Origin of the sequence: Aliivibrio logei, from assembly GCF_001691055.1 — a bacterium.
GTDB lineage: Bacteria > Pseudomonadota > Gammaproteobacteria > Enterobacterales > Vibrionaceae > Aliivibrio > Aliivibrio salmonicida.
Map to the genome: position 1 here is coordinate 122,148 of NZ_MAJU01000008.1, position 24,718 is coordinate 146,865.

A 24,718-nucleotide genomic window follows, 5' to 3' on the forward strand; every position below is an offset into this window, starting at 1 on the left:
ATATTTATTGAATAATTTAAGTAAAAAATACGATGATAGCGACATATTTTAATTATTTATTTTTAGAAGAAAGTAATGAATAGAGTATAACTGGAGTAAGAATTTATAAAGGTAGTTGTCATGCGTGTACCATTTGGTTTAAAAAATAATAAAATCTATCACGTTCAGGATGTTCCTAATGGTTTAAATTGTGGTTGTGTCTGCCCAAATTGCTATCACCCATTGATTGCTAAAAACCAAGGGCAACATAAATGTGCGCATTTTTCACATCATTCAGGAACAGAATGTTCTGACTATCAAGTCATGAGTTATCTTCATAGGTATGCTCAACAACTCATTGAATCAAAAAAATATATTGTTCTACCAGAGTTTTCTTTCACACCAGAGGTAATTCTTTTAGATAACTCTATATTAAAAGGAAAAACAATATTTAAGCCAACAAGAAAAGTGAATTTAGATTTAGTTCAAAATGAATACGTATGGCAACGATATAGGATTGACTCTTTTGCCACATTGAAAAGTAGAGAATTGTTTATTGAAATAACAGTTACTCATGAAAATAATGAAGAAAAAGTTGAGGCTATACAAGCTGCTGATAAACCAGCAATAGAGATTATTCTTTCTGATTTACATAACAATATACAGTTATTTTCTGATGAAGAAATTAAAAAAGCTGTCTTCAATCCTAATAATGTAAAGTGGATTCATCACCCTAAGGCAATGAATGAAGTTAACGCAGAATTAAATAAACTGAAAGAAGAGCAAATTAAAAAAAACAAATTAATTAAAGCTCAGTTAGATGCTGATGAACGCAATAAATTGATTGAAAGTAAACGAAAAGAATTATGGCTAGAAAACAGAGATAAAGCGAAACTACGTTATAGAGAAGAGTTAAAAGAGGAGTTAGATTGGTTATCGAATGTTAATGCTAGTTGGATTAAAGCTTATGAATTACAAAAACGAGAGTTGAAACCATATTTCTTAGATTGGGTTAATCTGGATGAATGCGGTGAATTAATTGGATTTTCAGTTAAAGGAGATTGGATATTTGAATCTTGTCGTGATCACTGGCAGGCTCTTTTACTTACTCGCTTGTTTCAATTTGATATAAATGAAGGAATTAATGCTAATACACTAAAGAAATTTATTGAAAAGCATGCTCAATTAAATCTAAATATGCGACGTTTGAATATAGCCCAGTATAAAGCAAAAGAAAAAGCCGTTGAGAATGGCTCAACCAAAAATTGGAAAGGAGCATGGTATTTAGATTGGGAAGAAAATAAAAAAATAGAGTCACCATATTCTCCTATTATTAAATACTTAGAGTTTTTAGAGACGAATGATTTACTAAGTAGGACTAATGAAAAAAATGTTTTTTTCTTAAAGGATAACTCTCTTAAACAATACTTTTTGCGAATGAAAATTAAACAACAAGCATATGAAAAATTGAAGGATCAGGAGAGAAAACGTGAACAAGATAGAGTAAATTTAATTATCAGGAGAAATCAAATAACAAAAGACCAACAGAATCAAAGGGCTGCAGAGATGATTAAAGCGGATGAATTTGTTTTTTATCATCATGAAGGCAAGGGCATTAGATGCCAAAATTGTTTTTTTATTACCTCTGAATTTGAGAACCATAAAAATACTGAGTGTCCTACATGCGGTAAGTGTGATGGGTTTGTTGGAGAGATTATTACTAAAAATTTTATAGATAAAGCTGTTCATATATACCGATGTGATAATTCTTCTCGTAAGAGCTTATTAAACTTCCCGCAGAAATACCGTAAATATAACAACGGGATATAGTTATCCCGTTGAAATTAAATGGAATTAAAGAGGCATGCCATTAAGCATTGGTTGGCCATTAGATAATTCAAAGGAAGCGCTAAAATTACCATTTGGCTCGGCATTAAAGTATCTATCTACAACGCTTTTTAATGGTGAGATATTTGCAATAGTATTTGGATCTACAATAATATCAATTTGAGAATAAATATTGCGAATTACAGCATCATCAACTTCGTATTTAGGTATATTATTATAATTAGCAGGTTTGAGTTGAATATTTCCGTTTATGCTTGATTCGTTAATTGATAATGAAAGTTCTTTTGCATTGATACCGGCTTCAAAAAGTTGTTGTATTATTTCTTGTTGTTGTTTGTTGGAATTGTTATTTTTTGAATGTAACGAAAGATCTCCTAATTCTTCTAGCAGTTCTAGTTGGATACCTTCAATTGCTGTTTTGAAATTAAAACTTAAATCAGGTGTTGCGAATTGCTTCGCTTGAAGTGATACTTTTTGTATATCAATGTTAGTTGAAAAATTTGCTCCGGTTTCATTTTCAACAAGATTTATTGTCAGATTGCTATCTGATAGCCTTACACCTTCTTTTGAACGAGTGTTTTGAAAGTTTAAATCACCAAGATTAAAATCGATAGAGCTGTTATTAGCTTCAATGTTATCAAGTAGTGTAAGATTTATACCTTTCATATTCAGTGCAAAAAAGTTATCTCCCAGACTTATTGTCGGTAAATTAGCTTTAAGAACTTGTTCTTTGGAATCTGCAATTAGATTAACTGAAAGCTTACCAATATTAATTGTTTCTCTACGTGATTGAATTGCGCCTAGTTGAATATCAGCATTCAAATCAAGTTTTTGAGTAGTTGTTGAGAATGTGTAGGTAATATTTTCATTGAAGGTAGTAGCTTCTTTTATAAATTCAGCAGCTAAACCTTTATCTTTCGGTAATGAAAGTGTCCCGTTAACATTTGAACCAAAAAGGCCAATTTTAGCATTATGAGTCACGAGGAGGGGAAGCTTTTGTTGGCGCTTACCATCGATAATAAAGTAAAAAGAGTATTCTTCTTTTATTTCTTTCCCATTAACTTGGCTAGAAACACGTTGAACTTGTAGTAATTGTGGGTCAATACTCTCTAAAGCATTTAAAGCTTGAATTGGAATCTCTTGACCTACTTTTTCAATCATATAGTTATTGGCAGCAAAAGCGCCACCTAATAAAGCTAATGATATGCCGCTAGCAACTAACACCTTATTCATGTTAAATCCTTATTATTAATTATTTGAAATGAGCTTTTACTCATTCGCTTAGTATATATATAAAGTAAAAATAATCACGTTATAAATGCAATGGTAATTAGTGTAAGTTATTGATTCAAGATGTTAAAGGTGGTTTTTGTGTGCCACATATTTCGTGTCTTTCTTATGGTGTTTAGTTAAAGAGTTTAAATAAAAAAATGGATGCAGCCAATAACTACATCCATTCTTTTAATTACTCAAAATTAAAAATAAGCTTCTCGCTCTTATCCCAAATAACGCTTCTCTAAATGATCTTTAAAGAAATTAGCATTCAGTACATCACCTGTCGCTTGCTTCACTAACTCATCGGTTGAGAACAGCGATGCTTTGTTCCAGATATTGTCTGATAGCCAAGTGAATATAGGGTTTAAATCGCCGCTTAATGTGGCTTTCTCTACATCTACGGTTTGCTTCATTGCTGCCATAAATTGGGCTGCGTACATTGCGCCGAGAGTGTAGCTTGGGAAGTATCCGAAACTTCCGTCTGTCCAGTGAATGTCTTGCATACAGCCATTTTTGTAATTGTTTTTAGTTGATAAGCCTAAGTACTGCTGCATCTTTGTATCCCACAACTCAGGGATGTCTTTATAGCTGATTTTACCGTTCATCAAATCTCGCTCAATTTCATAACGAAGAATAACGTGAGCAGGATAAGTTGCCTCATCAGCATCAACACGGATGAAATCAGGGTTTACGCGCGTGTAAATGGCTTGGAGGTTAGTCGGTTCAAAGATGGCTTGGTCAGCATTGCTAAAGTTCTTCGTTACTAACGGAGACAGTTGAGAGATAAACTCTTGACTACGACCTAATTGCATTTCAAAGAACAAGCTCTGAGACTCATGAATACCCATAGAGCGAGCTTGGCCAACAGGCAGCCCTGCAAACGTTTTTGGTAAGCCTTGTTCATAACGAGCGTGACCCGTTTCATGAACGGTGCCCATTAAGGATTGAACAAAATCATTTTCATCATAACGTGTGGTAATACGAACGTCTGTCGGAACACCACCACAAAAAGGGTGCATGCTGACATCTAAGCGGCCATGATCGAAATCGAATTTAAGCAACTGCATTACATCTAAACTTAATTGGCGTTGTTGCTCTGTAGGGTAGTGGCCTTTTGGAAGATAAATAGATTCAGTTGCTTGTTTCTCTTGGATTTGTTGAATAAGAGTCGGAAGCCATGTTTTTACATTATCAAAGACGATGTCTAATTTTGCCGTGGTTGTGCCCGGTTCATACAAATCAAGCATGGCATCGTAAGGTGTTAATCCTGAAATGTCGGCTCGAATTTGTGCTTCTTCTTGAGAAAGAGCCACAACTTCGGCAAAGTTTTTACTGAATCCTGCCCAGTCATTTTCTCCACGCTGTGTTCGCCATGCATGCTCACATTTAGATCCTGCAAGGGATTGAGCTTGAACCAGTTTCTCTGGTAATGCTGTGGTTTGTTGCCATTGAGATTTCATTTCACGCAGACTAGCGAGTTCATGTTCAGAAAGAGATTCTGATTCTGCGTTAGTAAACCATTCAGCTAATTGTGGGGCATTACCAAGTTGATGTAGGTGAACAGACAGCTCTGCCATGGCTTCTGATCGTGCTTCATTACCGCCCGATGGCATAACAGCGGCTTGATCCCAACCACAAATAGCGGAGAGGTGTTCAAAGCGAGAAATTTTCAAATGATGTTGAACGAGTTTCTGATAATGGCTCATGAGGCGTCCCTATTTTTATTATTAGTAATATCGTTAAATTGTAACTCCCTAGTTGGTTATTTTTCAAATAAAAAAGCCTCATCATTATGACGAGGCTTGAAAATTTGGTTATGAATATGAAAGTAAATTAGCTTACTTTTACTGGCCATCCATAAGATTTGTATTCTTCCGCGAGTTTGTTTGCGATTTCAGCGGATACCGTTGCTGAAACCCATTTGCCAATGCCCATTACTTGATATTCTAACGTTACGTGATTCATTATTTATCTCCCCCGATTGATGTGCGTACTTTATCGATCTTGGTTCCAAATAACTTTCGTATTCAGGTCAAATGGTTCGATATTTGGGTTATTTTATATAAACGAGACAAATAAGTTAAATGTAAATATATGTGTCGAGTAATTACTCTGTTTTATAATTGATATTAATTTTAAGTAGTAATTAAAAGAAAAACCGATATATTAATTAATCTCACAATTAAATGGACATTAACGTGATTCTTGATTTTTGGGCGTTTTTTATCGCTATTCTCTTATTAACGATGACACCGGGGTTGGATACTGCTCTGGTTATTCGTAATACCACGCGTGGTGGCTGGAAAGACGGCATTACTTGCAGTTTTGGTATTTGTTGTGGCTTGTTTGTGCATGCCACTATGTCAGCCATTGGTTTGTCAGTGTTGCTAGTCAGCTCTTCTGAGTTGTTTACGGTGATAAAAACCATCGGTGCTATCTATTTGATATGGTTAGGCATTCAATCAATAAGAAGTACGTTTAAAGCAGGGGCAGGGCTGACGATAGAAAAGAACGTGTCGCATGAAGACATACCTTTAACGCTTTCGTTTAAAGAGGGTTTTTTATCTAATATTTTAAATCCCAAAACGGCGGTTTTCTATTTGGCATTATTGCCTCAATTTATTAACCCTGAATATAATGCGTTTCTTCAATCTTTATTGATGGCGAGCATCCATTTTATTATTGCGATGTGTTGGCAGGGAGGGATTGCGTTGTTGGTTGAAAAAGCAAAGCAGTTTATGTCTAGCCCAACGGTTACAAAAAGAATTGAAAGGATCACGGGGGGAGTATTAATTGCCTTGGGTTTCAATTTGCTGGTTTCAAAATAAATTGATGATGTCGATAAAATAAGAATGCTATTCTTGAAAAGAGCACCTAATTTAAGATGCTCTTTTTTATGGGATGGTTTAGCTGTCTTTTGATCGAACAGAGTCAATGACGTTACTCAGCTTTCCCGCTATCCCTGTTGTTGCTTTTGGTTTCTTCGCTTTTTTAGCAAAATGTACATGCACATCTTGTTGAGCAAAAGGAATCGAGATCCCTTCTTTATCAAAGCGCAATTTCACTTCACGAGTCACATCCCAATACACATCCCAATAATCTTCGGTTTTTACCCAAGGTCGTACAATAAAATCAACCGATGAGGCACCAAGAGTATGTACTCGAATATTAGGCTCTGGTTTTTTTAAGGCCGCAGGGTGAGCGTCAATAATTTCGGCTAAGATTTTTTCAGCGTGTTCGATGCTGTCTTCGTAGCCAATGCCAAACACCATATCGACACGGCGTAATCGTTCGTGAGTTACGTTTTTTATTACGTCTCCCCAAATTTTACTATTGGGTAAGATGATAATTTGGTTATCAAACGTTTTAATCGTGGTGTTTACTAAACTCATGTGACTCACTTTTCCTGATACGCCCCCTGCATCCACTAAATCACCCACATCAAACGGGCGATAAATCAGCAGCATCATGCCTGATGCAAAGTTGGATAGCGTATCTTGCAATGCAAAACCAATAATAATACCGGCAACACCGAAACCGGTGAGAACCGGAGCCAAATCCAAGCCAATTTTAGAAAAGGCAATGAGAATACCAATGAAGAAAATCAGTTTACTCGACATCGAAACAAAGAAATCTTGCATCAATTTACTCATACGTAAATGAGGTTGAACAACGGCTTTGAGTACCACACGTCGAGTCAGCCTTGCTAATAAACGAGTGGCAAAAATGATTAAGATAAAGACAAAGAATTTTAAGAGCTGATCAGGTGCGTGTTTGAATAACCAGTTACTGCCGTCGGTGATCCAATTACTTAAAATCGCGGCAATCACGGGAAAGCTTAAAATATCTTCCGTTAAATTGCCCGTAGTGGCAAAGACCTGACGTTTGTAGTTTGTCGTGCTGATATTTAATTGGTCAGCAATGTTAATCAGTTTAATTAACCCATCCGTTGAGTTGGTCACTTTTCTTTGAAAGAAGAGGTGCTCTAAGGTCAGAGAGGATTTCTCTGAATCAGACGAACGCTGAAGTTGATCCGCTAATAGCTGTTCTCTGCTTGAATCAAAACTCAAAGAGGCAGACAGAAACTTAATTTTTTGGTCGATAACTAACTTGAATGCATCGACTTTTGCTTGGTTTGGTTTGCCGAGTTTGTTTAACCAGCGGTAATTTTGAAGTTGATCTGAGAGGGAAGTGTAATAATAACTTCTTGATTCATTTAATGTGTTTTGTAAAGCGAGTTTATGCTCGACATCCGCCGTATCTATTTTATCTTTTTTTGATTTCAGCTCTTTGCCTAAATAGAGAAAAGAACGATCAGCATAACGAATTTGATCTTCAACTTCACTCACCAATAGTGGCGTATTTTCTGCGGTGTGCTTGTTGATTAACTCAGACAGAACGATTCTGAGTTCATTGTTTTTTTCTACTTGCTGCACGCGAATAACCGCTAAGTCATTGCCTTTGAATGAGGCCGACTCTTGCTTTAGTCGTGCAATTTCAGCATTAATATTTTGTAATTGCTCGATGTCTTGAGTTTCATTGGCATAGGTAAGGGATGAAAATAAAAGAAGAAAACAAAGTAAATAGCGCATATTACCTCTATGACCGTAAAGGGTGGGTCAATGTAACTTAAAGTAGTATTGTAGATAAAATGCATCGGGAGTGGCAGGTATTTTTAATAAAGCTTTGTCACAGATGTGAAAAAGCAGCAATTAATGCTGCTTTTGAAGGGTTCTGTTTTCTTGTTAACACGTTACTTAGAGTCGCTTGAGTTCAGTAATAATGGCTTTGATAAATGAAAAAGCAAAGCCAGCAACCATAACAAGAATAACAGATCCAAGTACCAGAGTTAATATTTCCATATATCACCTCGTTCAGTAAGTACGAGGTGATCATAACAAGTTTAGATGATACTTTGACCAACTAAAGGTTAAGGAAATGTGTCAAATAACAGTTAAATAATCACACTGTGATATATGCATCATTTCTATGCGTTAGTTAATACCGATTTCTTTTTCTTATTGTCTGTTTGATTAAAGAAAAGGTGCGTTTCTTCAATAATTATATGGCGAAGCGCGATTAAACCAATCAAATTTGGGATCGCCATTAAGCCATTTACAATATCGGCAATCACCCAGATAGTGTCTAAATGCATATAAGCACCTGAAGCCACTAAAGAGATAAAAATGATTTTGTAAGGTAAAACCCCTTTATTACCAAATAAATAGGTAACACAACGTTCGCCGTAATAGTTCCAACCTAAAATGGTCGTAAAGGCGAAGAACATCAAACCGACAGACACAAGGTAAGGGCCAATTTGGTCTGAGCCTAAACCAATAGCAAAAGCTTGTGTGGTCATTAGTGCACCCGCAGCATCACCTTGCCAGACTCCGGTAACAATCAATGTTAAGCCTGTCATTGTACAGATAATCACGGTATCAAAGAACGTACCGGTCATCGATACTAATCCCTGCTTAACACAAGAATCTGTTTTTGCAGCGGCAGCAGCGATAGGAGCACTACCCAAACCCGATTCGTTTGAGAATACACCACGAGCAACACCAGATTGAATGGCCAGCATAATAGAGGCACCGATAAAGCCACCAGTGGCTGCGGTTCCTGTAAATGCAGACGTAATGACTAATTGAAGAGCCGCAGGTACGGCTTCTGCTTGCATCACTAATACCGTAAGACAAGACACAACATAAACCACCGCCATCGTTGGGACGACTTTCTCTGCAACTTTAGCAATCGATTGAATACCGCCAAGGGTCACAATCGCTACCAATACGGTTAAAATACCGCCAGTTAACCATGCGGGTGAATTTAAGGTTAATTGCGCGGATTCAACAATGGCGTTAATTTGTGGAAAAGTGCCGATACCAAAACAAGCCACGCCTAACGCGAATAAAGCAAAAAGTTTAGCGAGCCATTTATTGCCCATGCCATACTCAATGTAATACATTGGGCCGCCAATCATTTGGCCGTTGCTGTCGGTTTTTCTGAATTTTACCGCCAGTAAACATTCTGCATATTTTGTTGCCATACCAAAAACGGCAGCAAGCCACATCCAAAATAGAGCGCCTGGGCCACCCATTTTAATCGCGGTTGCAACACCAACAATATTACCCGTACCAATAGTGGCAGAGAGTGCAGTACATAAAGCGGCAAAGCTTGAAACATCGCCTTTCCCCTTGCTTTCATTTTCTTCTTTTGAGAAGACCATTTTAAGCGCGGTTGGCAAATGACGTAGTTGGAATATACGAAGTCGGAACGTAAAGTAGATACCTGTACCAACCAATAATATCAATAGAGGTGGACCCCAAATGAAGTTATCAACGGTAACAAGTGTGTTGTGCAAGGTGTTCATGGTTTCCCCTTAATAAAGCATATAGTAAGGAGAAGAGAGAGTGGTGTACCAAAACCGAAAGATCGGCAATAGTATAGAGCCGAGATTAATCGGATCACTTTCTCCTCTGTCCTTTTGCCTGAGAGTTTCACCTTTATCATTTTTCAGATAAGGGCTTGCTCCTTCGGCGGTCGATTTAACGACTCTCTCCAGAGATTCCTCCAACTACAGTCCTCACCTTATTCATGGTTTTGAATTAGGCACCTGAAAGATTTACTTCTTCGGTGGGCGTTGCCAAATAATGGCGTTGCCGCTCTCCTGCAGTCTTCATCGGATCAACAAATTGTATAAATTTCTATCTGTACGACTCAAAATTTATGTGTGAACTCTATCATGTTTTTTAGCCAAATCAATGGGATTTTTGTTAATCAAGATCAGTTATTTAAATATAGAGTTAAGAAGAAGGATGGAATCGTTTGCTTAATTAGGGAAACCGCTAAAACTCAAACAATTAGCAAGGCAAAGTGTGCTAAAGTAGAAGAAAAGCGAGGTGTACTATGTTACGAATTGCGGTCATTATTTTACTGTTTGCATTAGCGATATTACTTTTTAAATTTAGAAGTAACGAGAAGGTGCAAAAATCGGTGGTTTATACATCAATATCAGGCGTTGTGATTTATGTGGCATATATCATGATTAGTGAATTGATTCGGTAAATTGTCTTGTCATTAACACAAAGTGTGGTGTTTATAGCTACACTAGAAAAATATCCATTGTTCGAGGTTAGCGCGTGAGTGTAGAAAATAAAAACAATAATGAAACTGAGCACGATGATGAGGTAATAATCATTGAAGAGAAATCTAAATCAAGCCATTGGGTTGCTGGCGTAACGTTAGTGATTGGCTTGATTGCGGGTGGATTAATTGGTTCAAGTGTTTCTGATAACAAATGGTCAGAGACTTACACTCAACTCGAATCTCAATCAAAAGACTATCAAGGTCAATTAAAAGACGCGAGCACGAAAAGTGCCGAAGTTGATGTGTTGATTGCACAAGAAAAACAAAAAGCGTTAGAAGCACAAAAACAAGAATTAGACGAGCAAAAAGCACAAGCAGTCGCTGAAGAAGCAAAGAAATACACGACATTAAGTAAAGAAGTGAAAGCGCTTAAATCGAAGAAAACCTCTTTATCTATGCAAGTTGAAGAGCAAAATAAACAAATTGACCAATTAACAAATCAAGTTGATCTGCAAATCACAATGCTAACGCGTTCGAAACAGCTTTTTCAACGTCAACTGCAGTTGAAAGAAGAAGCGGGTGATTTACAGGTTAAGATTGATGTCATTAGTGGTAATGAGAAGAAACTCGCGAAAGATTGTGCCGTTTACCTTGAAGGTAAAAGCTGGGACGCAAAATCGGATGTGTGTAAGAAGCAAGAGAAAGCAAATAAACAAATTTCTCAATTGAAAGACGAACTGCAATTACTGCAAATGGACATTAAAGAAATTGATAGTATTAGTGAAAGTATTGGTATGTGATTCACTTCGGTACTACTAATGCTACTGACGCATAGAAACCACAGTTGCTGTGGTTTTTTTGTATCGTAAATTTGAGATGAGAATGACTTGCATTTAAGTGATTCGCACATATTTTAAAAAATATACTACGCTGTAAGTTGTAATGAAGGGAGAGGTGTATGAGCAATCAATCCGCTAAATTTGTCCAAGGGTCTACCATGAGACATATTTTAGTGATGTCAGGAACGTCTTCCGTTGGGTTAATGGCGCTGTTTGTCGTTGACTTGTTAGATATGTTTTTTATCAGTTTGTTAGGGCAAGTCGAACTTGCTGCCGCTATCGGTTTTGCCGGAACCATTATTTTCTTTTCAACGTCAGTCTCTATTGGTTCTTCTATTGCGATGGGAGCGTTGGTTTCAAAAGCCTTAGGCGCAAAAGAAAATGAAAAAGCGAAACAACTTGCCAGCAGTACATTGGCCATCGCCTTTATTGTAAACACGATTATTACGGTCATCATGTTTTGTTTTATTCCCGATCTGTTGGCGATGATCGGAGCAAAAGGTGTGGTGGCTGAGCGCGCTCAAGCGTATCTCTCTATTTTATTACCAAGTACACCAATTATTGCGATTGCAATGGCGGCAGGCGCTGGATTGAGAGCGGTTGGGGACGCTAAGCGTTCGATGCTAGCGACCTTATACGGCGGTATTGTGAATGCGATACTAGACCCCATTTTTATCTTTGGTTTTGGGATGAATGTTGAAGGCGCGGCGATAGCGTCTGTTATCTCTCGGATCACCGTGTTGGCATTTTCATTGTACCCATTAGTGAAGACGCACCATTTAGTTAAATTACCGGAATGGTCAATGATCAAAAGGCATACGCCAGCCATTTTAACCATTGCCGCGCCTGCCATTCTCACCAATACTGCGACGCCTATTGGCAATGCTATCGTGACTGCGACCTTAGCGCCATTTGGGGAAGATTTTGTGGCGGGCTTTGCGGTTGTTGGACGATTAATTCCCGTTACTTTTGCGGTTATTTTTGCAATGTCAGGGGCGGTTGGCCCTATCATTGGCCAAAACTTTGGGGCGCAACGGATTGATAGGGTGAAAGATACATTGCGTAATTCACTCTATTTCACGGCTATTTATTGTATTTTTGTTTCGTTAGTTCTCTTTTTACTACAAGATTACATCGTCTCTGCATTTAGCTTAGTAGGGGATGCGGCGACAATCATGGTGACATTCTGTAGTGTGATTGCGATTACGTTTATTTTTAATGGCGCAATGTTTGTTGCAAATACCTCGTTTAATAATCTAGGTAAGCCTTTGTATTCTACCGCACTTAATTTGAGCAAAGCGACGTTAGGTACATTGCCTTTTGTTTACTTTGGTTCGCACTGGTTTGGTGGTGTAGGCGTACTTTATGGGCAAGCGGTAGGCAATATTGTGTTTGGGATAATCAGTTTGATTGCCTTGAGACTGCACGTTATCAGCATGGTAAAAGAGCATTGCGCTGCGGTGTGTACAGAAGACACATTGGCCGATATTAGCGTTACCATGACGCCATTTTGTAATAACGATGCGGTTATTATGCAAAGTGGAATTGAAGATAATGATGATGTAAATAAGCCATTACTTGTAAAATAACGACCTAAGAAAAATAAAAATGGCGGCGTCTATGAGTATATAGACGCCGCCATTTTTATTGTTACCTTATATGCTTATTTATTGTCTTTGTTTAGTTTTCGACGCAGATAGCCAAAACCAAAGAGTGAAGATAAAGCAAGTAGGTTGAGTGAGCCTGCATATTCAAGAGAAATAACAACAGGATCGTGGTCAGAAGCCGAATACATATCGTTGTATTTTGCCATGTCACCCGTGTACTTTGAGCTGTATTCAAACAAGTTACTTTCTGTGGCATTAATGTGCCAATCTTCAATTTGAGTGACTCGTTTTGCAAGAGATTCATTAGCAAGTGCGTGATCAAGATTACCTAATTCCCCTGAGTAGGTATAAGAGAAGGTTTCTGTGCTGTGTAACAAGGTATTTAGATTAAGGTATCCGTACCCTTTTTTGATTTGGCTGCCTGTTTCTTCATAAGGAATAGGGTTACCGGCGGCATCGTTTCCAAGAGTGGTATAAGACGCCGTAAAGATGTCGCGATCGTATTTATTTGGGCTGTAATCTGTCAGCGTAAGTAATGGGTCTTCCATGCCATACGCATTCATGTCACCTAAGATCAGAATATCGCCTTCAACTGTACTTAATTCATCACCAATGGCTTTTACTGCTGAGACTCTAAAGCGGTTACAATTGCCTTGTAAGTCAGGCGCTTCTGAGTCTTCATTGAAGTTCTGCCATTGTTCAATACACTCTGATCCTTTTGATTTTAAGTGATTAACGACAACGGTTAGCGGCTCTTTGGCTTCTTTTACAATAAACTCTTGAACCAAGCTGTGGCGTTGGTATTTATCATACGCAGGGTTTGATTCAATAGTGCCGTTGTTATCTCGAGTGACGGTGTTTGCCGTAACGTGTTGCTCCGGTGTTTTTATTACGCGTGCATCACCTTCTAATCTTACTTTGTCAGGACGATACAACAGGGCGACCATAATGGCGTCAGAGCCTAAATACTCACCTTGGTATTTATCCGCAGCGTCTATCTCAACGTATTTATAGTGATCTTCTTTGTCTTCAAATTGTGCATTTAACACGGCAGTGAGATCATGAATGGCACTGTTTTCACCAAAGCCATTATTTTCAATTTCCATCAAACCAATAATGTCAGCATCAATGGCGGTTAAGGCCGATAGAATTTTTGCTTGTTGAATTGCAAACTCATCAGCTGTTGTTGCGCCACGGTTTTGACCTGTTGGGTTTGCATCACCGTTTATAGAAACAGAGGTGAAGTAGTTTAAAACGTTAAAACTGGTAATAGTTAAATCTTCATCATCAATGCTTGGTTTGTCAGTACGTTCTACATTGAAGAGCGTAGAGCCATCGGTATTTAAGGCTTTAGTAATGATGTTTTCTTGTGTGATGGTGTTACTTGCAACCAAGCGATATTGACCGTAAGAATAAGCAACCACTCCTTCTAGTCCTTCAATTCTAGCACCAAGACGAAGGTAAGAATCGGCACTGCCATCTTGGTCGATATCAGAGGCAAACTCTGGGAAGTAAGGCACTTTTCCGTTTGCGGCTTTGTTGTCTGATTCTATGGTGATTTGACGCTTAGCATTCTCTTTTGCTAGCTGAATGGCCTCTGTACTTTCGGCTGCAAATAACTGAGTTGGTTTATACAGTGGTGCACCATGAGACAACACCATATTGTTGCGTTTACTGTCGTAATCAAAACTGAAATTACGCGTAATTCGTAAATCGGAATGAGAGGTTAATTTAACGTGCATGCCTTCGTGACGCTCTAATGCATCTGCTAATGTTTCATTCCCATTGATGATCAGTTCTGTGACATCAACAGGAGATTGTGAACCTTGAACAACGACGTTATTGGTGTCTGGTTTTAATTGTGTTTGGCTGTAATATTCTTGAACTTTTGCTTTAACACAGACTAATGCACCCGGTTGGATCTCTTGGGAAGGCGCGCTGCCAGTACTGACGAAAATACCTTCAGAGCTGTTTGGATCATTGTCATCGTTTAGGCCTTGCAGGTAAAAGCCTTTTAATAAACTGTCGCCCCGAGCAGTCACAATGCCTTGAACAAAATACTCGTCGTCTGAAATAAAGCCACTCGTGATTAACGGCGATTTATTTCCTGTACCTTGAATCTCATTAATCTCCGTAAAAGTAGGGGTCGTGCCTGAATCGGTTTCACAAGCAAAAGGGGCTGGAGGAGTAATGCCTTCTTGGTAAGTACCAAGGCCATCAATATTGTCTTTTGGTAACTCAAGCCACATTGTTGGATCAAATGTTGTACTTGGACTTAATGTTGAACGGACAAAGCTCTTATCTTTGCCCCAATCTACGTCGCCATCGACCCCAATACGGTCGTGTTCTATCCCATCTTTAAACAGCATGTAAGTGTCATCGCCGTTATGATTTACGATGCTTTCAATATTATTGGTTACGGCTTTGATCGCATCAGAGGCACGACTGTTTGAGATGACATAAACGCTCTTTGCATCAAGCGTAATGGCAGAAAGATCAAGATCCTTTTGCCATTCGTTTAAACCATTGTATTTTGATTTAAGAACATACCCCGCGAGAGAAACTGAACTGTCTGCTGTGTTACTGATTTCTAACGATTTATTGTAACTTCCGCCTTCTACGTATTGAGATATAATCACATCCGCGTAAGCGCTGCCTGAGAGTGCTAAGCCAATAGCTGCTGCAAGTGTTGTTTTTAATTGAGTTGTTTTCATTTCACTGCTTTCCATAGTCACGTTATATGAATGATTCACTGTTATTTGTTTTTTCTATCGATTAAACTTCTCATATTGATATGTCACATTCATTTCTTTTACATGAATAGTGAGATCTTAGACGATGTGGAGAGGCGTAAATTTGGCAGAGGTCAATTTACTAACAGGAATCGTTATAGTGAGTATTTGAACAGTTGAGCTCTAATGTAGAGGCTGTGCAAAAGTAATCATGCCAGAAAATTGGTAGTTACATTGAATGTAGATATAGCTCGAAATTGCGCAATAGAAGTGACTAAATTAGGGATAAATCGTTGTTCAACATGCAATGATAGAAAACATCAATATTAAAAACCATTAAGCTAGGTATCTATGAAAGTATCAACATTATCGACACTCATTGGCATCGGATTGTTCTCTGCTCCCGTGCTTTCTTTTGATAAATCTAATACAGTACCTGTTTCTGTATTGTTGGCAACAAGCTATGAAGAAGGGATAGAGGTTGATAAATATTGGGTCAGTGAAAAGCTCGATGGAATAAGAGCGTATTGGACGGGGTCAGAGTTACTTACTCGTAAAGGTCATAAAATAATGGCACCAGATTGGTTTATTGCGCCGCTTCCTAAGCACGCGATTGATGGTGAATTATGGGCCGGACGTGGTGGTTTTCAGCAAGTAGCGAGTACCGTATTAGACAGCCAACCTGATGATGAGTTATGGGCAGAAATTACGTTCATGATGTTTGATATTCCTCATTCTATTGGCATGTTTCCTCAGCGTTATTCTGACTTATCATTATTGGTGCAAGGCCTAGCAACTCCCCACCTTAAATTAGTAGAACACCACCCAATTAGCAGTGAAGATGATTTACTCAAATCCCTTGAAGAGATGGCAGTGAATAAAGGCGAAGGCTTAATGCTTAGAAAGCTCGATTCTATTTATCGAGCGGGCAGAAGTGATGATCTGATCAAGTTAAAAAAACACTATGATGACGAAGCGATTATTGTGGGTTATACCGATGGAAAAGGTAAATTTGAAGGGATGGTCGGGGCGTTAATATTGCAAATGCCAAATGGACAAGAGTTTAAGATTGGCAGCGGATTAAGCAATGAAGTGCGAGAAAATCCACCAATATTAGGGCAGCAAGTGACTTATCGTTATAACGGATTTACGGACAGTGGTATTCCTAAGTTTGCGCGATATATTGCGGTTCGTGAAAAATATTAATAGAGTTTCTACATGGATAGAAACTCTATTTTTTAATGCGGCTAGCGGCTTGATATTAAATCGTTTTAACACTGTCACGAATCATTAATGTCGGTTCTAGTTGAATTACACGATTAGTATCAGATTTAGTGGCAATCTTTTCTAACAATGAATCAACGGCTTGTTGGCCTAAACGATGCTTTGGCTGATGAATTGTGGTTAGCGATGGTGTGATGTATTTCGCCATATTAATATCATCGTAACCAACCACTGAAATATCATTAGGCACCGAAATCCCTTTTTTACTCGCGCAATTAATCATGCCCATTGCCATCATGTCATTACACACAAAGAGTGCGGTTGGTAATGCCCCTCTTGCATGAAGAGCGTTAAATGCACTTTCACCGCCTTCACATTCAAAATTTCCTGAGGCGATCCAGTTTTTATTGATGGTTAATCCTGATTCTTCCATTGCTTGTACAAAGCCACTTAAACGCTGTTGCGCTTGCAGTTTATTCAATGGACCCGTTAAACAGCCAATGTCTGTGTGTCCTTGTTCTATTAAGTGTTTTGTCGCTAAATAACCGCCGTGATGAGAATTGTCTTGAATTTTATCGCTTGGAAAATCAATCAAGCCCCAATCCATCACCACCGTAGGAACGGCTTGATAACGAGAAAATAATTCAAGTACTTGATGCTCTATTTCGGTACACATTAGAAGCAAACCATCAACGCGCTTTTGAAGTAGGGTATCTAAGCTTGAATGAACACGTTCGGCATCGCCTTCGGTATTACATAAAATAAGGTTATAACCTTTCTCATAACAACGACGCTCTACGCCTTTTACCACTTCCCCAAAAAAAGGATTGGTTGATGTCGTCACGAGCATACCAAAGGTTTTCGTGTGATTTACTTTTAAGCTGCGAGCTAATGCGGATGGGGCATAGTTGAGTTCTTTAACCGCAAATGCGACGCGATCTGAAATGTCTTCACTCACAAAACGCGTTTTATTCAATACATGGCTGACAGTAGAGGTTGAAACGCCGGCATGTTTGGCTACATCTTTGATCGTTGCCATAAAATCCAATCCTTTGTTTGTGTCTTTGACTGCGTTATTAATGGCAGTCAAAGGCACTGAAATAGAGAGTAATGATCAATGCTCTAATAGAAAACGCTCTACTTCGGTGATAGAAGGAATAGAGGTTTGAGCACCCATTCGTGTTACTGAAATTGCCGCTGCCGCGTGAGCGAATTTAATCGCATCATCCAATTTACGACCAGATTGTAGGCCAGTTAAAAATGCACCATTGAAGGTATCGCCTGCGCCTGTGGTATCGGTAGCTTGTACTCTAAAGCCTTCCACTTGACGGCCTTTGCCATTTTTACTGATCCACACACCTTTGCTACCTAGGGTGATCATCACGGTTTCAATGCCTTTTGCATGAAGCGCATCTGCTGCGCGTTGTGCGCTTGCCATATCCGTTACTTCAATGCCTGTTAATAATTCGGCTTCAGTTTCATTTGGCGTAATCATATCAACAAGTTGTAATAAGTCATCACTTAATTGCTGAGCAGGGGCTGGGTTTAATACGACTTTCGTTCCGGCCGCTTTTGCAATTTGTGCTGCTTTTTCGATGGTTTCAATAGGGGTTTCAAGTTGCATTAATAAGGTATCAGCCGCTTCAATTAACCCATGATGAGGTGCAATGCGTTCTGCGGTTAAACGTGCGTTTGCTTCTGCTGAAATACAAATGCTGTTTTCGCCCGTTGCTGCGACTTGGATTATAGCGATACCTGTTGGGGTGTTCTCTTCGATCATTACCGCTTCGGTATTAATGCCATCAAACTTGAATGCTTCAATCATTTGTTGACCAAAACTGTCATCACCAACACTGGCAATAAAAGCAACATCTGCGCCTAATCGAGCGGCAGCAACCGCTTGGTTTGCGCCTTTACCACCAGGAATAACGGAATAGCTGTGACCGTGTAACGTCTCGCCCGGACGAGGGAAAGAAGCCACTTGTAGAACGTGATCTGCATTTACGCTACCTAAAACAACTAATTTATTCATAATGTGCCTTTGTTTCTTATTTTAAAATTGCCGGAAAATTGGCCTTAAAACGTATGGATAAATGGGTGAGAAGACTCTGTCATTTAGCGATACATTTTCTATGAGATTGAAGAGAGAGTGGAGCACTGATACTACGTTGTGAGCGCATCAATGCTCCAGTTGTATTATGTTGTTACGGTTTTATTTAGTGATAACTTTTAGCTCAACAGGGATATATTTAGCAACCGTTTCGCCTTTAAGTACTTTATCTGCCGTTTCAACACCCAGTGCACCGATTAAATCGGGTTGTTGAGCGATAGTTGCGCCCAAGATGCCACGGTTAACGGCTGCAATGCCATCTTCAGTGCCATCAAAGCCGACGATTAATACGTCTTTACCTGACGCTTGCACAGCGCGAAGTGCACCCAATGCCATTTCATCATTTTGAGCAAATACCGCTTGCGCATCAGGGTTTGCAGCAAGCATGTTTTCCATTACGTTTAGACCTTTAGTGCGGTCGAAATCAGCCGGTTGGCTACCAAGTAGCACTAAATCACCGCTGTTTACTGTTTTCATGAAACCTTCGCCACGTTCACGCGCAGCAGACGTACCTGCAATACCTTCCAGTTGGATAACGCGCGCTTTTTGGCCCACTTTTTCCATGATGTATTTACCCGCCATTTCACCACCAGCCACGTTATCAGACGCAATATGGCTCACTACATCACCACGGCTTGCACCACGATCAAGCGTTAGGACAGGAATTCCAGAACGGTTAGCCATGCGAATTGCATTTGATACCGCATCTGAATCGGTTGGGTTAATCAAAATGGCTTTAACACCACGAACCGTTAGATCTTCAACGTTTGAAAGCTCTTTACTTGGATCATTTTGAGAATCCAGAACAATCAGTTTGTAGCCTAGTTCTTTTGCTTTTGCTTCAGCGCCTTCTTTCATTGTTACAAAGAATGGGTTGTTCAAGGTAGAGACGACCATTGCCATTGTATCTTGAGCCGAAGCCGTCGATGAGAAAGAGGCAGAAAGTAGTGCCGCAGAGATTAAGGTTGCTAACTTTTTCATTCTATATTCCTTATAAGGGTGTAGGGCGACACAATTCAAACAGGGTACGTTTGGTTGTGCCTTTTTATAAAAATAATAATATTGATAGAGCTAATTTTTAGTACAGCTAACGAGTTACAGGGTGGTTCTTTTGGATTTATTTGTTTTTATTATCGACTAATACGGCCAGTAAGATAACCACGGCTTTTGCGATCATTTGGTAGTAAGACGATACATCTAATAAGTTAAGTGCGTTGTTCAAGAAGCCGATAATCAGAGCACCAACAAGCGTACCCATAATACGACCTTTACCACCAGCAAGGCTTGTACCACCAAGAACAACCGCAGCGATAGCATCTAACTCATAACCCATACCAGCGGTTGGTTGAGCTGAAGAAAGACGAGACGTTACGATTAAGCCAGCCAAAGCAGCAAGTAGACCACAGATAGCGTAAACACCAATCTTAACGCGATCAACATTGATGCCCGATAAACGTGTTGCTGATTCATTGCCACCTAGTGCGTACACATAGCGACCAAAACGTGTGTGATTTAATAAGTACCATACTGATGCGAACACGATAACCATTAACCAGATTGGCACTGGGATACCAAGTGCGTAACCCGTACCGAACCATGAAAAGCTATCAGCAACATCAGTAAAGCCAGTAGAGATAGGGCGGCCTTCTGTGTAAACCATGGTTACACCACGAAGCAACGTCATCGTTACCAGCGTTGCGATAAAGGCTTGAACCTTACCTTTGGCAATGATAATTCCGCTAATCGCACCAAGAATCGCACCTGCAAGTAAAGAGGTCGGAACCGCAATGATTGGGTGGATCTCAAGGCCAATCATCGTAGCGGTAAAGGCACCACAAAGCGCCAATACTGAGCCAACACTCAAATCAATGCCAGCGGTCAAAATAACTAATGTCATACCAACAGCGATGATCGCGTTTACCGAGGTTTGACGTAAGATATTTAGAATATTGTCGACAGTAAAAAAGTTGTCGTTTAAAAAAGAAACCACGACAATGAGTAGCAATAGCGCGATTAACGATTTTTGCTCAATCAGCCATTCTTTTGAGAACATGCCGCCTTTCTTTTTTTGCGATTCAGATGGAGTCATAGATTTAGTGCTCATGCTGTTACCTCGACGTTTTGCTGAACAGTTTTACCTACTGCACAAGCCAATAATTTTTCTTGATCGGCATCTTTAGCCATGAATTCACCACTAATATGGCCTTCATGCATCACTAAAATGCGGTCACTCATTCCTAACACTTCTGGCATTTCAGAAGAGACTAAAATAATGCTCATGCCTTCGGCTTTAAATTGATTAATTAATTGGTAGATCTCTTTTTTCGCACCGACATCAACGCCACGTGTTGGCTCATCTAAAATAAGGACTTTAGGGCGAGTCATAAGACCTTTGGCAATCGCTACTTTTTGTTGATTACCACCAGATAAGTTACCAATGATTTGATCACGAGAAGGGGTTTTGATATTAAATAAGCGAATGAAATCTTCAACCGCAGTCACTTCTGCTTGATGATCAAGTTGAATGCCTTTTGATAATTGATCCAAAGAACATAACGACATATTTTCTTTGACGGATAGACCTAATACTAAGCCGTCGCCTTTGCGATCCTCTGAGATATAAGCAATGCCATTTGCCAGCCCATCACGAGGAGAGATAGGGTTAATCATTTTGTTATTAAGTTTGATTGCTCCACACGTCATTGGTGCAGCACCGTAGATGATTTTCATTAACTCAGTACGACCGGCACCCATTAAGCCAGAGATACCAAGGATTTCGCCGCGATCTAATGAGAAACTAACATTCTCAACACCAGGACCAGACACATCGAATAATTCTAATGATTTATCACCGTGTGTTGCATCAATACGAGGGTATTGCTCATCTAATCGACGGCCTACCATCATTTCAATTAAGGTATCTTCATCAATCTCGGCAACCACACGTTCACCGATGAATTTACCATCGCGAAGTACGGTAATGTCATCACAGATCTCAAAGATCTCTTTTAGACGGTGAGAGATATAAACAATGCCACACCCTTCATCACGTAATTCATTAATCACTTTAAACAGAGATTCGGTTTCAGTATCCGTTAACGCATCCGTTGGCTCATCCATAATGATAACTTTAGATTTGAATGACAACGCTTTGGCTATCTCAACCATTTGTTGCTCACCTAAACTCAGTTCACCTAACAGTTGGCGAGAGTGGTGTTTTACATTCAAACGTTTAAGTAGGGCGTCAGCATCGCTGTACATCTCAGCCCATTTGATGCCACCAAAGGCATTGGTTTTCTCACGGCCTAAGAAGATATTCTCAGCAATCGTTAATTCAGGAATAAGATTCAACTCTTGGTGAATAATACTGATACCAGATTCTTGAGAATGCTTAGGACCATTAAAGTTAACCGCTTTACCTTCGTAACGTATTTCACCCGCGTCCATTGCATAAATGCCAGTGAGAGATTTCATTAAGGTCGATTTACCGGCGCCATTTTCGCCCATTAATGCCATTACTTTACCGGGATAAACATTAAGGCAAGCGCCATCCAATGCTTTCACACCGGGGAAGGTTTTTTCAATCCCTTTTAGTTCGAGAATGGGTTGATTCATGAGTGATCCTTTCATTATTTACTACTGTGTAAGTTGCTTAATTATCGACACTAGGGTGACTTAAAAAACAACGCCAGATTGAAAAATAACATTCGCGTAAGGAGTGCATTCACCAGTACGAACTATCGCTTTACTCTGGTGAGAATGTGATTTGAATTCTTCGTGAGGGATATAAGAAATCGTGATTGGTTTACCACGCAATTCTTCTTCGATTTGGACAAGAGTCATTAGCTCATCATGCAATTGTGGGCTAACCGTTTTGAATTCTTGGGCAACAATTACACCTTCAATTTGCATCTCAGCAAGCGTTGCTTTTACGGTATCAATGAAGGTTGGTATTCCCTGAATTAACGCTAAATCGATTCGTTGTGATCTGTCTGGAATAGGTAAGCCAGCATCACAAATTGTAATTTCATCGGTATGGCCTAGAGAGGCAATTATGTACGATAATTCAGCATTTAATAGTGTGTTTTTCTTCATGAGAATACCCTTGATTAATAATTGATGAGCATTTACTGCGTGTTTTATACTCATCGAAACGTTTGCGTAAACGTTTCGATGATGAATTTAGAGCAATAAATGGCTTTTTGCATCAAGGAATGTAACTAAGTGTGATCGAGCGCAGAATTACAATTGATAGAGTGGTGAATAGGAGATCTTGGTCAAATTTTGGTGAGTGAACTAGTTATGAGGAGGGGCATTACTCAAGAATAATTTCAATAGTTTATTTTTAATTTGTTATTGATTAAGACTAGAATGCGTATTGTGTGCTTTATGATATTATGGTTAATCGGTGTTGTTCAGCACCAAAAGTAGGATTAATGTAAAACTAAACTCTTCATCGCTAATTAAGGCACCACAATGAGAAAACGTTACACGACGGAAGGCGATACAACGTCTAAAAAAGAGAAAGAAGCTTATCCAATACTCGCATTGTGTGAAAATTGCGTAGGCAGTTATACGGTTATTAATGAAGGTGAACGAACTCATGTTGCATGTGCTAAATGTGGCGCGGATGATTAATCGTTTTATCTATGTATAATCTGGCATTGTATGTTTTATCGGTATCTCAAATTTATAAGTAAGGAAATAAAATGAGCGCAATTGGTAATTTAATCTGGTTTCTGTTTGGTGGCGTGTTTATGGGTTTAGCATGGTGCTTTTTTGGGCTTATCGCTTTTATCAGCATTATTGGTATCCCTTGGGGAAGAGCGTGTTTTGTTATCGCGGGCTTTTCATTTTTTCCTTTCGGTAAAGAAGCGATCCGTCGTGATGATTTAACGAAATCTGAAGATATAGGAACGGGTAGCCTTGGTTTTTTAGGTAATGTTCTGTGGTTTATTTTTGCTGGCTTCTGGTTGGCGATTGGTCACGTAATATCGGCAATTGCTTGCTTTGTTACTATCATTGGTATTCCATTTGCGATACAGCATTTAAAACTTGCTGCTATTTCAATTGCACCGATCGGTCAGACTATCGTTGATAAAGAAGTGGCTTCTGTGGTTCGCAATGCGAATGCTAAAATAGAAGCGGATAAGTGGAAGTAATTCTGTTCTAAAAAAGGACATCAAGTAATAGGTATGTACTTATTCTATGTCCTTTTTATTCCTACCCTCGTTCTTCATTATCGCCCGTGATTTATTCAGTTTGCGTAAACTGCGAAAGACAATACTAATCTGCTGTCATTTATTTGATTTGGTTTAAAAATAGACAATAATTAGATTGATTCTCAATTTAGTTATATTTGTTTTTTATTCGAGTACATGAGGTGAATAATGGCTCCAATGGCGATATCAAATTATCTTGGGTGGCTAATTATATTATTAGGCAGTTATCCTTTTCTTTTAGTTGCGATTAATATTTGTACCTACGAACCAATGCGTAGAAAAGTGAATATCTGGTTTAATATTCTCTGTATTTTATTAGTGGTTTTTCTTTTGGTTATGCATATGAATATAGACATTGTTTACGGTAAAGAACTGCTTGATGCTTGGTATAGTAATAATCCACGTAAGTAGAGGTTTATCCGTAGATAAGCACTTTTAGTCCTATAGTTCTAAGGTAAATGTATGATGAATAGATCAACGTTGCATCATTAGCATTTACAACGGAAAGACTTGATGTTTCTTATGTTGATTTATATATCGCGTCACTAACACCAGATTTATTGGCTTCTATTGTTGATTTACTTTCTCCTTCGGTTGTTCAAGATCTTCCTCCCTATTTTTAAAACATGAATACTCACTCTGATGCTAATTTTGGTTGACTGAAATGATCTCCGAAAACTATTTATTAGGTGAGATCTTCTGGCGGTGAGTTGTTTACGGATGAATAAACAGTTGCATTGAAAGGGCGTTAATAGATACGTTTATTGTCGGCGTTGATGTGGAAAATATCATATCT

20 protein-coding genes and 1 riboswitch are annotated in these 24,718 nt (G+C 38.9%); of the genes, 8 read left to right on the top strand and 12 right to left on the bottom strand.

What is annotated here, in order from left to right; genetic code table 11:
- Positions 1–120 precede the first annotated feature (120 nt).
- Positions 121–1,809: a hypothetical protein gene (locus A6E04_RS04730; protein ID WP_065610208.1), complete on the top strand. Its 1,689-nt coding sequence runs from the start codon at positions 121–123 to the stop codon at positions 1,807–1,809.
- 24 nt (positions 1,810–1,833) lie between these two features.
- Here A6E04_RS04730 and A6E04_RS04735 read toward each other — a convergent pair whose 3' ends face one another.
- The 3 genes from A6E04_RS04735 to A6E04_RS21545 all read right to left on the bottom strand — a co-directional run bounded on the left by A6E04_RS04735 (position 1,834) and on the right by A6E04_RS21545 (position 5,067).
- On the bottom strand, positions 1,834–3,060 hold the full coding sequence (locus tag A6E04_RS04735; RefSeq protein WP_065610210.1) for a YdgA family protein: 1,227 nt from the start codon (positions 3,058–3,060) through the stop codon (positions 1,834–1,836).
- A gap of 263 nt (positions 3,061–3,323) precedes the next feature.
- Positions 3,324–4,808 carry a carboxypeptidase M32 gene (locus A6E04_RS04740; RefSeq protein ID WP_065610212.1) on the bottom strand — a complete coding sequence of 495 codons (1,485 nt, stop codon included), beginning with the start codon at positions 4,806–4,808 and terminating at the stop codon, positions 3,324–3,326.
- A gap of 127 nt (positions 4,809–4,935) precedes the next feature.
- Complete coding sequence (locus tag A6E04_RS21545) at positions 4,936–5,067, bottom strand: hypothetical protein (protein WP_139078752.1); 132 nt, start codon at positions 5,065–5,067, stop codon at positions 4,936–4,938.
- Positions 5,068–5,288: 221 nt separating this feature from the next.
- On the opposite strand from A6E04_RS21545, the gene A6E04_RS04745 reads away from it, so the two are divergent.
- A complete protein-coding gene (locus tag A6E04_RS04745; protein ID WP_012550384.1) occupies positions 5,289–5,930 on the top strand; it encodes a LysE family translocator in 642 nt (213 codons plus the stop codon).
- A 78-nt stretch (positions 5,931–6,008) separates the two neighbouring features.
- Here A6E04_RS04745 and A6E04_RS04750 read toward each other — a convergent pair whose 3' ends face one another.
- Both A6E04_RS04750 and A6E04_RS04755 read right to left on the bottom strand, forming a co-directional pair.
- Positions 6,009–7,694 (bottom strand): mechanosensitive ion channel family protein, encoded by a 1,686-nt coding sequence (locus tag A6E04_RS04750; protein ID WP_065610214.1) that lies wholly within the window; start codon positions 7,692–7,694, stop codon positions 6,009–6,011.
- A 395-nt stretch (positions 7,695–8,089) separates the two neighbouring features.
- Positions 8,090–9,472 carry an alanine/glycine:cation symporter family protein gene (locus tag A6E04_RS04755; RefSeq protein ID WP_023603371.1) on the bottom strand — a complete coding sequence of 461 codons (1,383 nt, stop codon included), beginning with the start codon at positions 9,470–9,472 and terminating at the stop codon, positions 8,090–8,092.
- A gap of 96 nt (positions 9,473–9,568) precedes the next feature.
- Positions 9,569–9,674: riboswitch (glycine riboswitch) on the bottom strand.
- A gap of 567 nt (positions 9,675–10,241) precedes the next feature.
- Here A6E04_RS04755 and A6E04_RS04760 point away from each other — a divergent pair.
- Positions 10,242–10,988 carry a hypothetical protein gene (locus tag A6E04_RS04760; protein ID WP_065610216.1) on the top strand — a complete coding sequence of 249 codons (747 nt, stop codon included), beginning with the start codon at positions 10,242–10,244 and terminating at the stop codon, positions 10,986–10,988.
- A gap of 158 nt (positions 10,989–11,146) precedes the next feature.
- On the top strand, positions 11,147–12,616 hold the full coding sequence (locus A6E04_RS04765; protein WP_065610219.1) for an MATE family efflux transporter: 1,470 nt from the start codon (positions 11,147–11,149) through the stop codon (positions 12,614–12,616).
- A 74-nt stretch (positions 12,617–12,690) separates the two neighbouring features.
- On the opposite strand, the gene A6E04_RS04770 is transcribed toward A6E04_RS04765, so the two are convergent.
- Complete coding sequence (locus A6E04_RS04770) at positions 12,691–15,348, bottom strand: ExeM/NucH family extracellular endonuclease (protein ID WP_065610221.1); 2,658 nt, start codon at positions 15,346–15,348, stop codon at positions 12,691–12,693.
- A gap of 369 nt (positions 15,349–15,717) precedes the next feature.
- Between A6E04_RS04770 and A6E04_RS04775 the strand changes: the two genes are divergently transcribed.
- Complete coding sequence (locus A6E04_RS04775) at positions 15,718–16,572, top strand: DNA ligase (protein ID WP_065610223.1); 855 nt, start codon at positions 15,718–15,720, stop codon at positions 16,570–16,572.
- Between the two features lie 55 nt (positions 16,573–16,627).
- On the opposite strand, the gene A6E04_RS04780 is transcribed toward A6E04_RS04775, so the two are convergent.
- The 6 genes from A6E04_RS04780 to rbsD all read right to left on the bottom strand — a co-directional run bounded on the left by A6E04_RS04780 (position 16,628) and on the right by rbsD (position 22,795).
- Positions 16,628–17,629 (bottom strand): substrate-binding domain-containing protein, encoded by a 1,002-nt coding sequence (locus A6E04_RS04780; protein ID WP_012550063.1) that lies wholly within the window; start codon positions 17,627–17,629, stop codon positions 16,628–16,630.
- A gap of 75 nt (positions 17,630–17,704) precedes the next feature.
- A complete protein-coding gene (gene rbsK, locus A6E04_RS04785) occupies positions 17,705–18,622 on the bottom strand; it encodes a ribokinase (RefSeq protein ID WP_065610225.1) in 918 nt (305 codons plus the stop codon).
- Positions 18,623–18,802: 180 nt separating this feature from the next.
- Complete coding sequence (rbsB, locus tag A6E04_RS04790) at positions 18,803–19,681, bottom strand: ribose ABC transporter substrate-binding protein RbsB (RefSeq protein WP_065610227.1); 879 nt, start codon at positions 19,679–19,681, stop codon at positions 18,803–18,805.
- A 136-nt stretch (positions 19,682–19,817) separates the two neighbouring features.
- Entirely contained in the window at positions 19,818–20,804 is a 987-nt protein-coding gene (rbsC, locus tag A6E04_RS04795; protein WP_065610229.1) for a ribose ABC transporter permease, read from the bottom strand.
- A complete protein-coding gene (gene rbsA / locus A6E04_RS04800; protein ID WP_065610231.1) occupies positions 20,801–22,315 on the bottom strand; it encodes a ribose ABC transporter ATP-binding protein RbsA in 1,515 nt (504 codons plus the stop codon). Before rbsA ends, rbsC begins: the two co-directional genes overlap by 4 nt.
- A 60-nt stretch (positions 22,316–22,375) precedes the next feature.
- Positions 22,376–22,795: a D-ribose pyranase gene (rbsD, locus tag A6E04_RS04805; RefSeq protein WP_012550068.1), complete on the bottom strand. Its 420-nt coding sequence runs from the start codon at positions 22,793–22,795 to the stop codon at positions 22,376–22,378.
- A gap of 381 nt (positions 22,796–23,176) precedes the next feature.
- On the opposite strand from rbsD, the gene A6E04_RS21260 reads away from it, so the two are divergent.
- From A6E04_RS21260 to A6E04_RS04815, 3 genes are all read left to right on the top strand, one after another.
- On the top strand, positions 23,177–23,338 hold the full coding sequence (locus A6E04_RS21260) for a hypothetical protein (protein WP_017022793.1): 162 nt from the start codon (positions 23,177–23,179) through the stop codon (positions 23,336–23,338).
- A gap of 71 nt (positions 23,339–23,409) precedes the next feature.
- Entirely contained in the window at positions 23,410–23,862 is a 453-nt protein-coding gene (locus A6E04_RS04810) for a YccF domain-containing protein (protein WP_012550070.1), read from the top strand.
- Positions 23,863–24,090: 228 nt separating this feature from the next.
- The gene (locus tag A6E04_RS04815) at positions 24,091–24,333 is read left to right on the top strand and encodes a hypothetical protein (RefSeq protein ID WP_017022792.1); all 243 of its coding nucleotides are present in this window, start codon (positions 24,091–24,093) and stop codon (positions 24,331–24,333) included.
- Positions 24,334–24,718 lie beyond the last annotated feature (385 nt).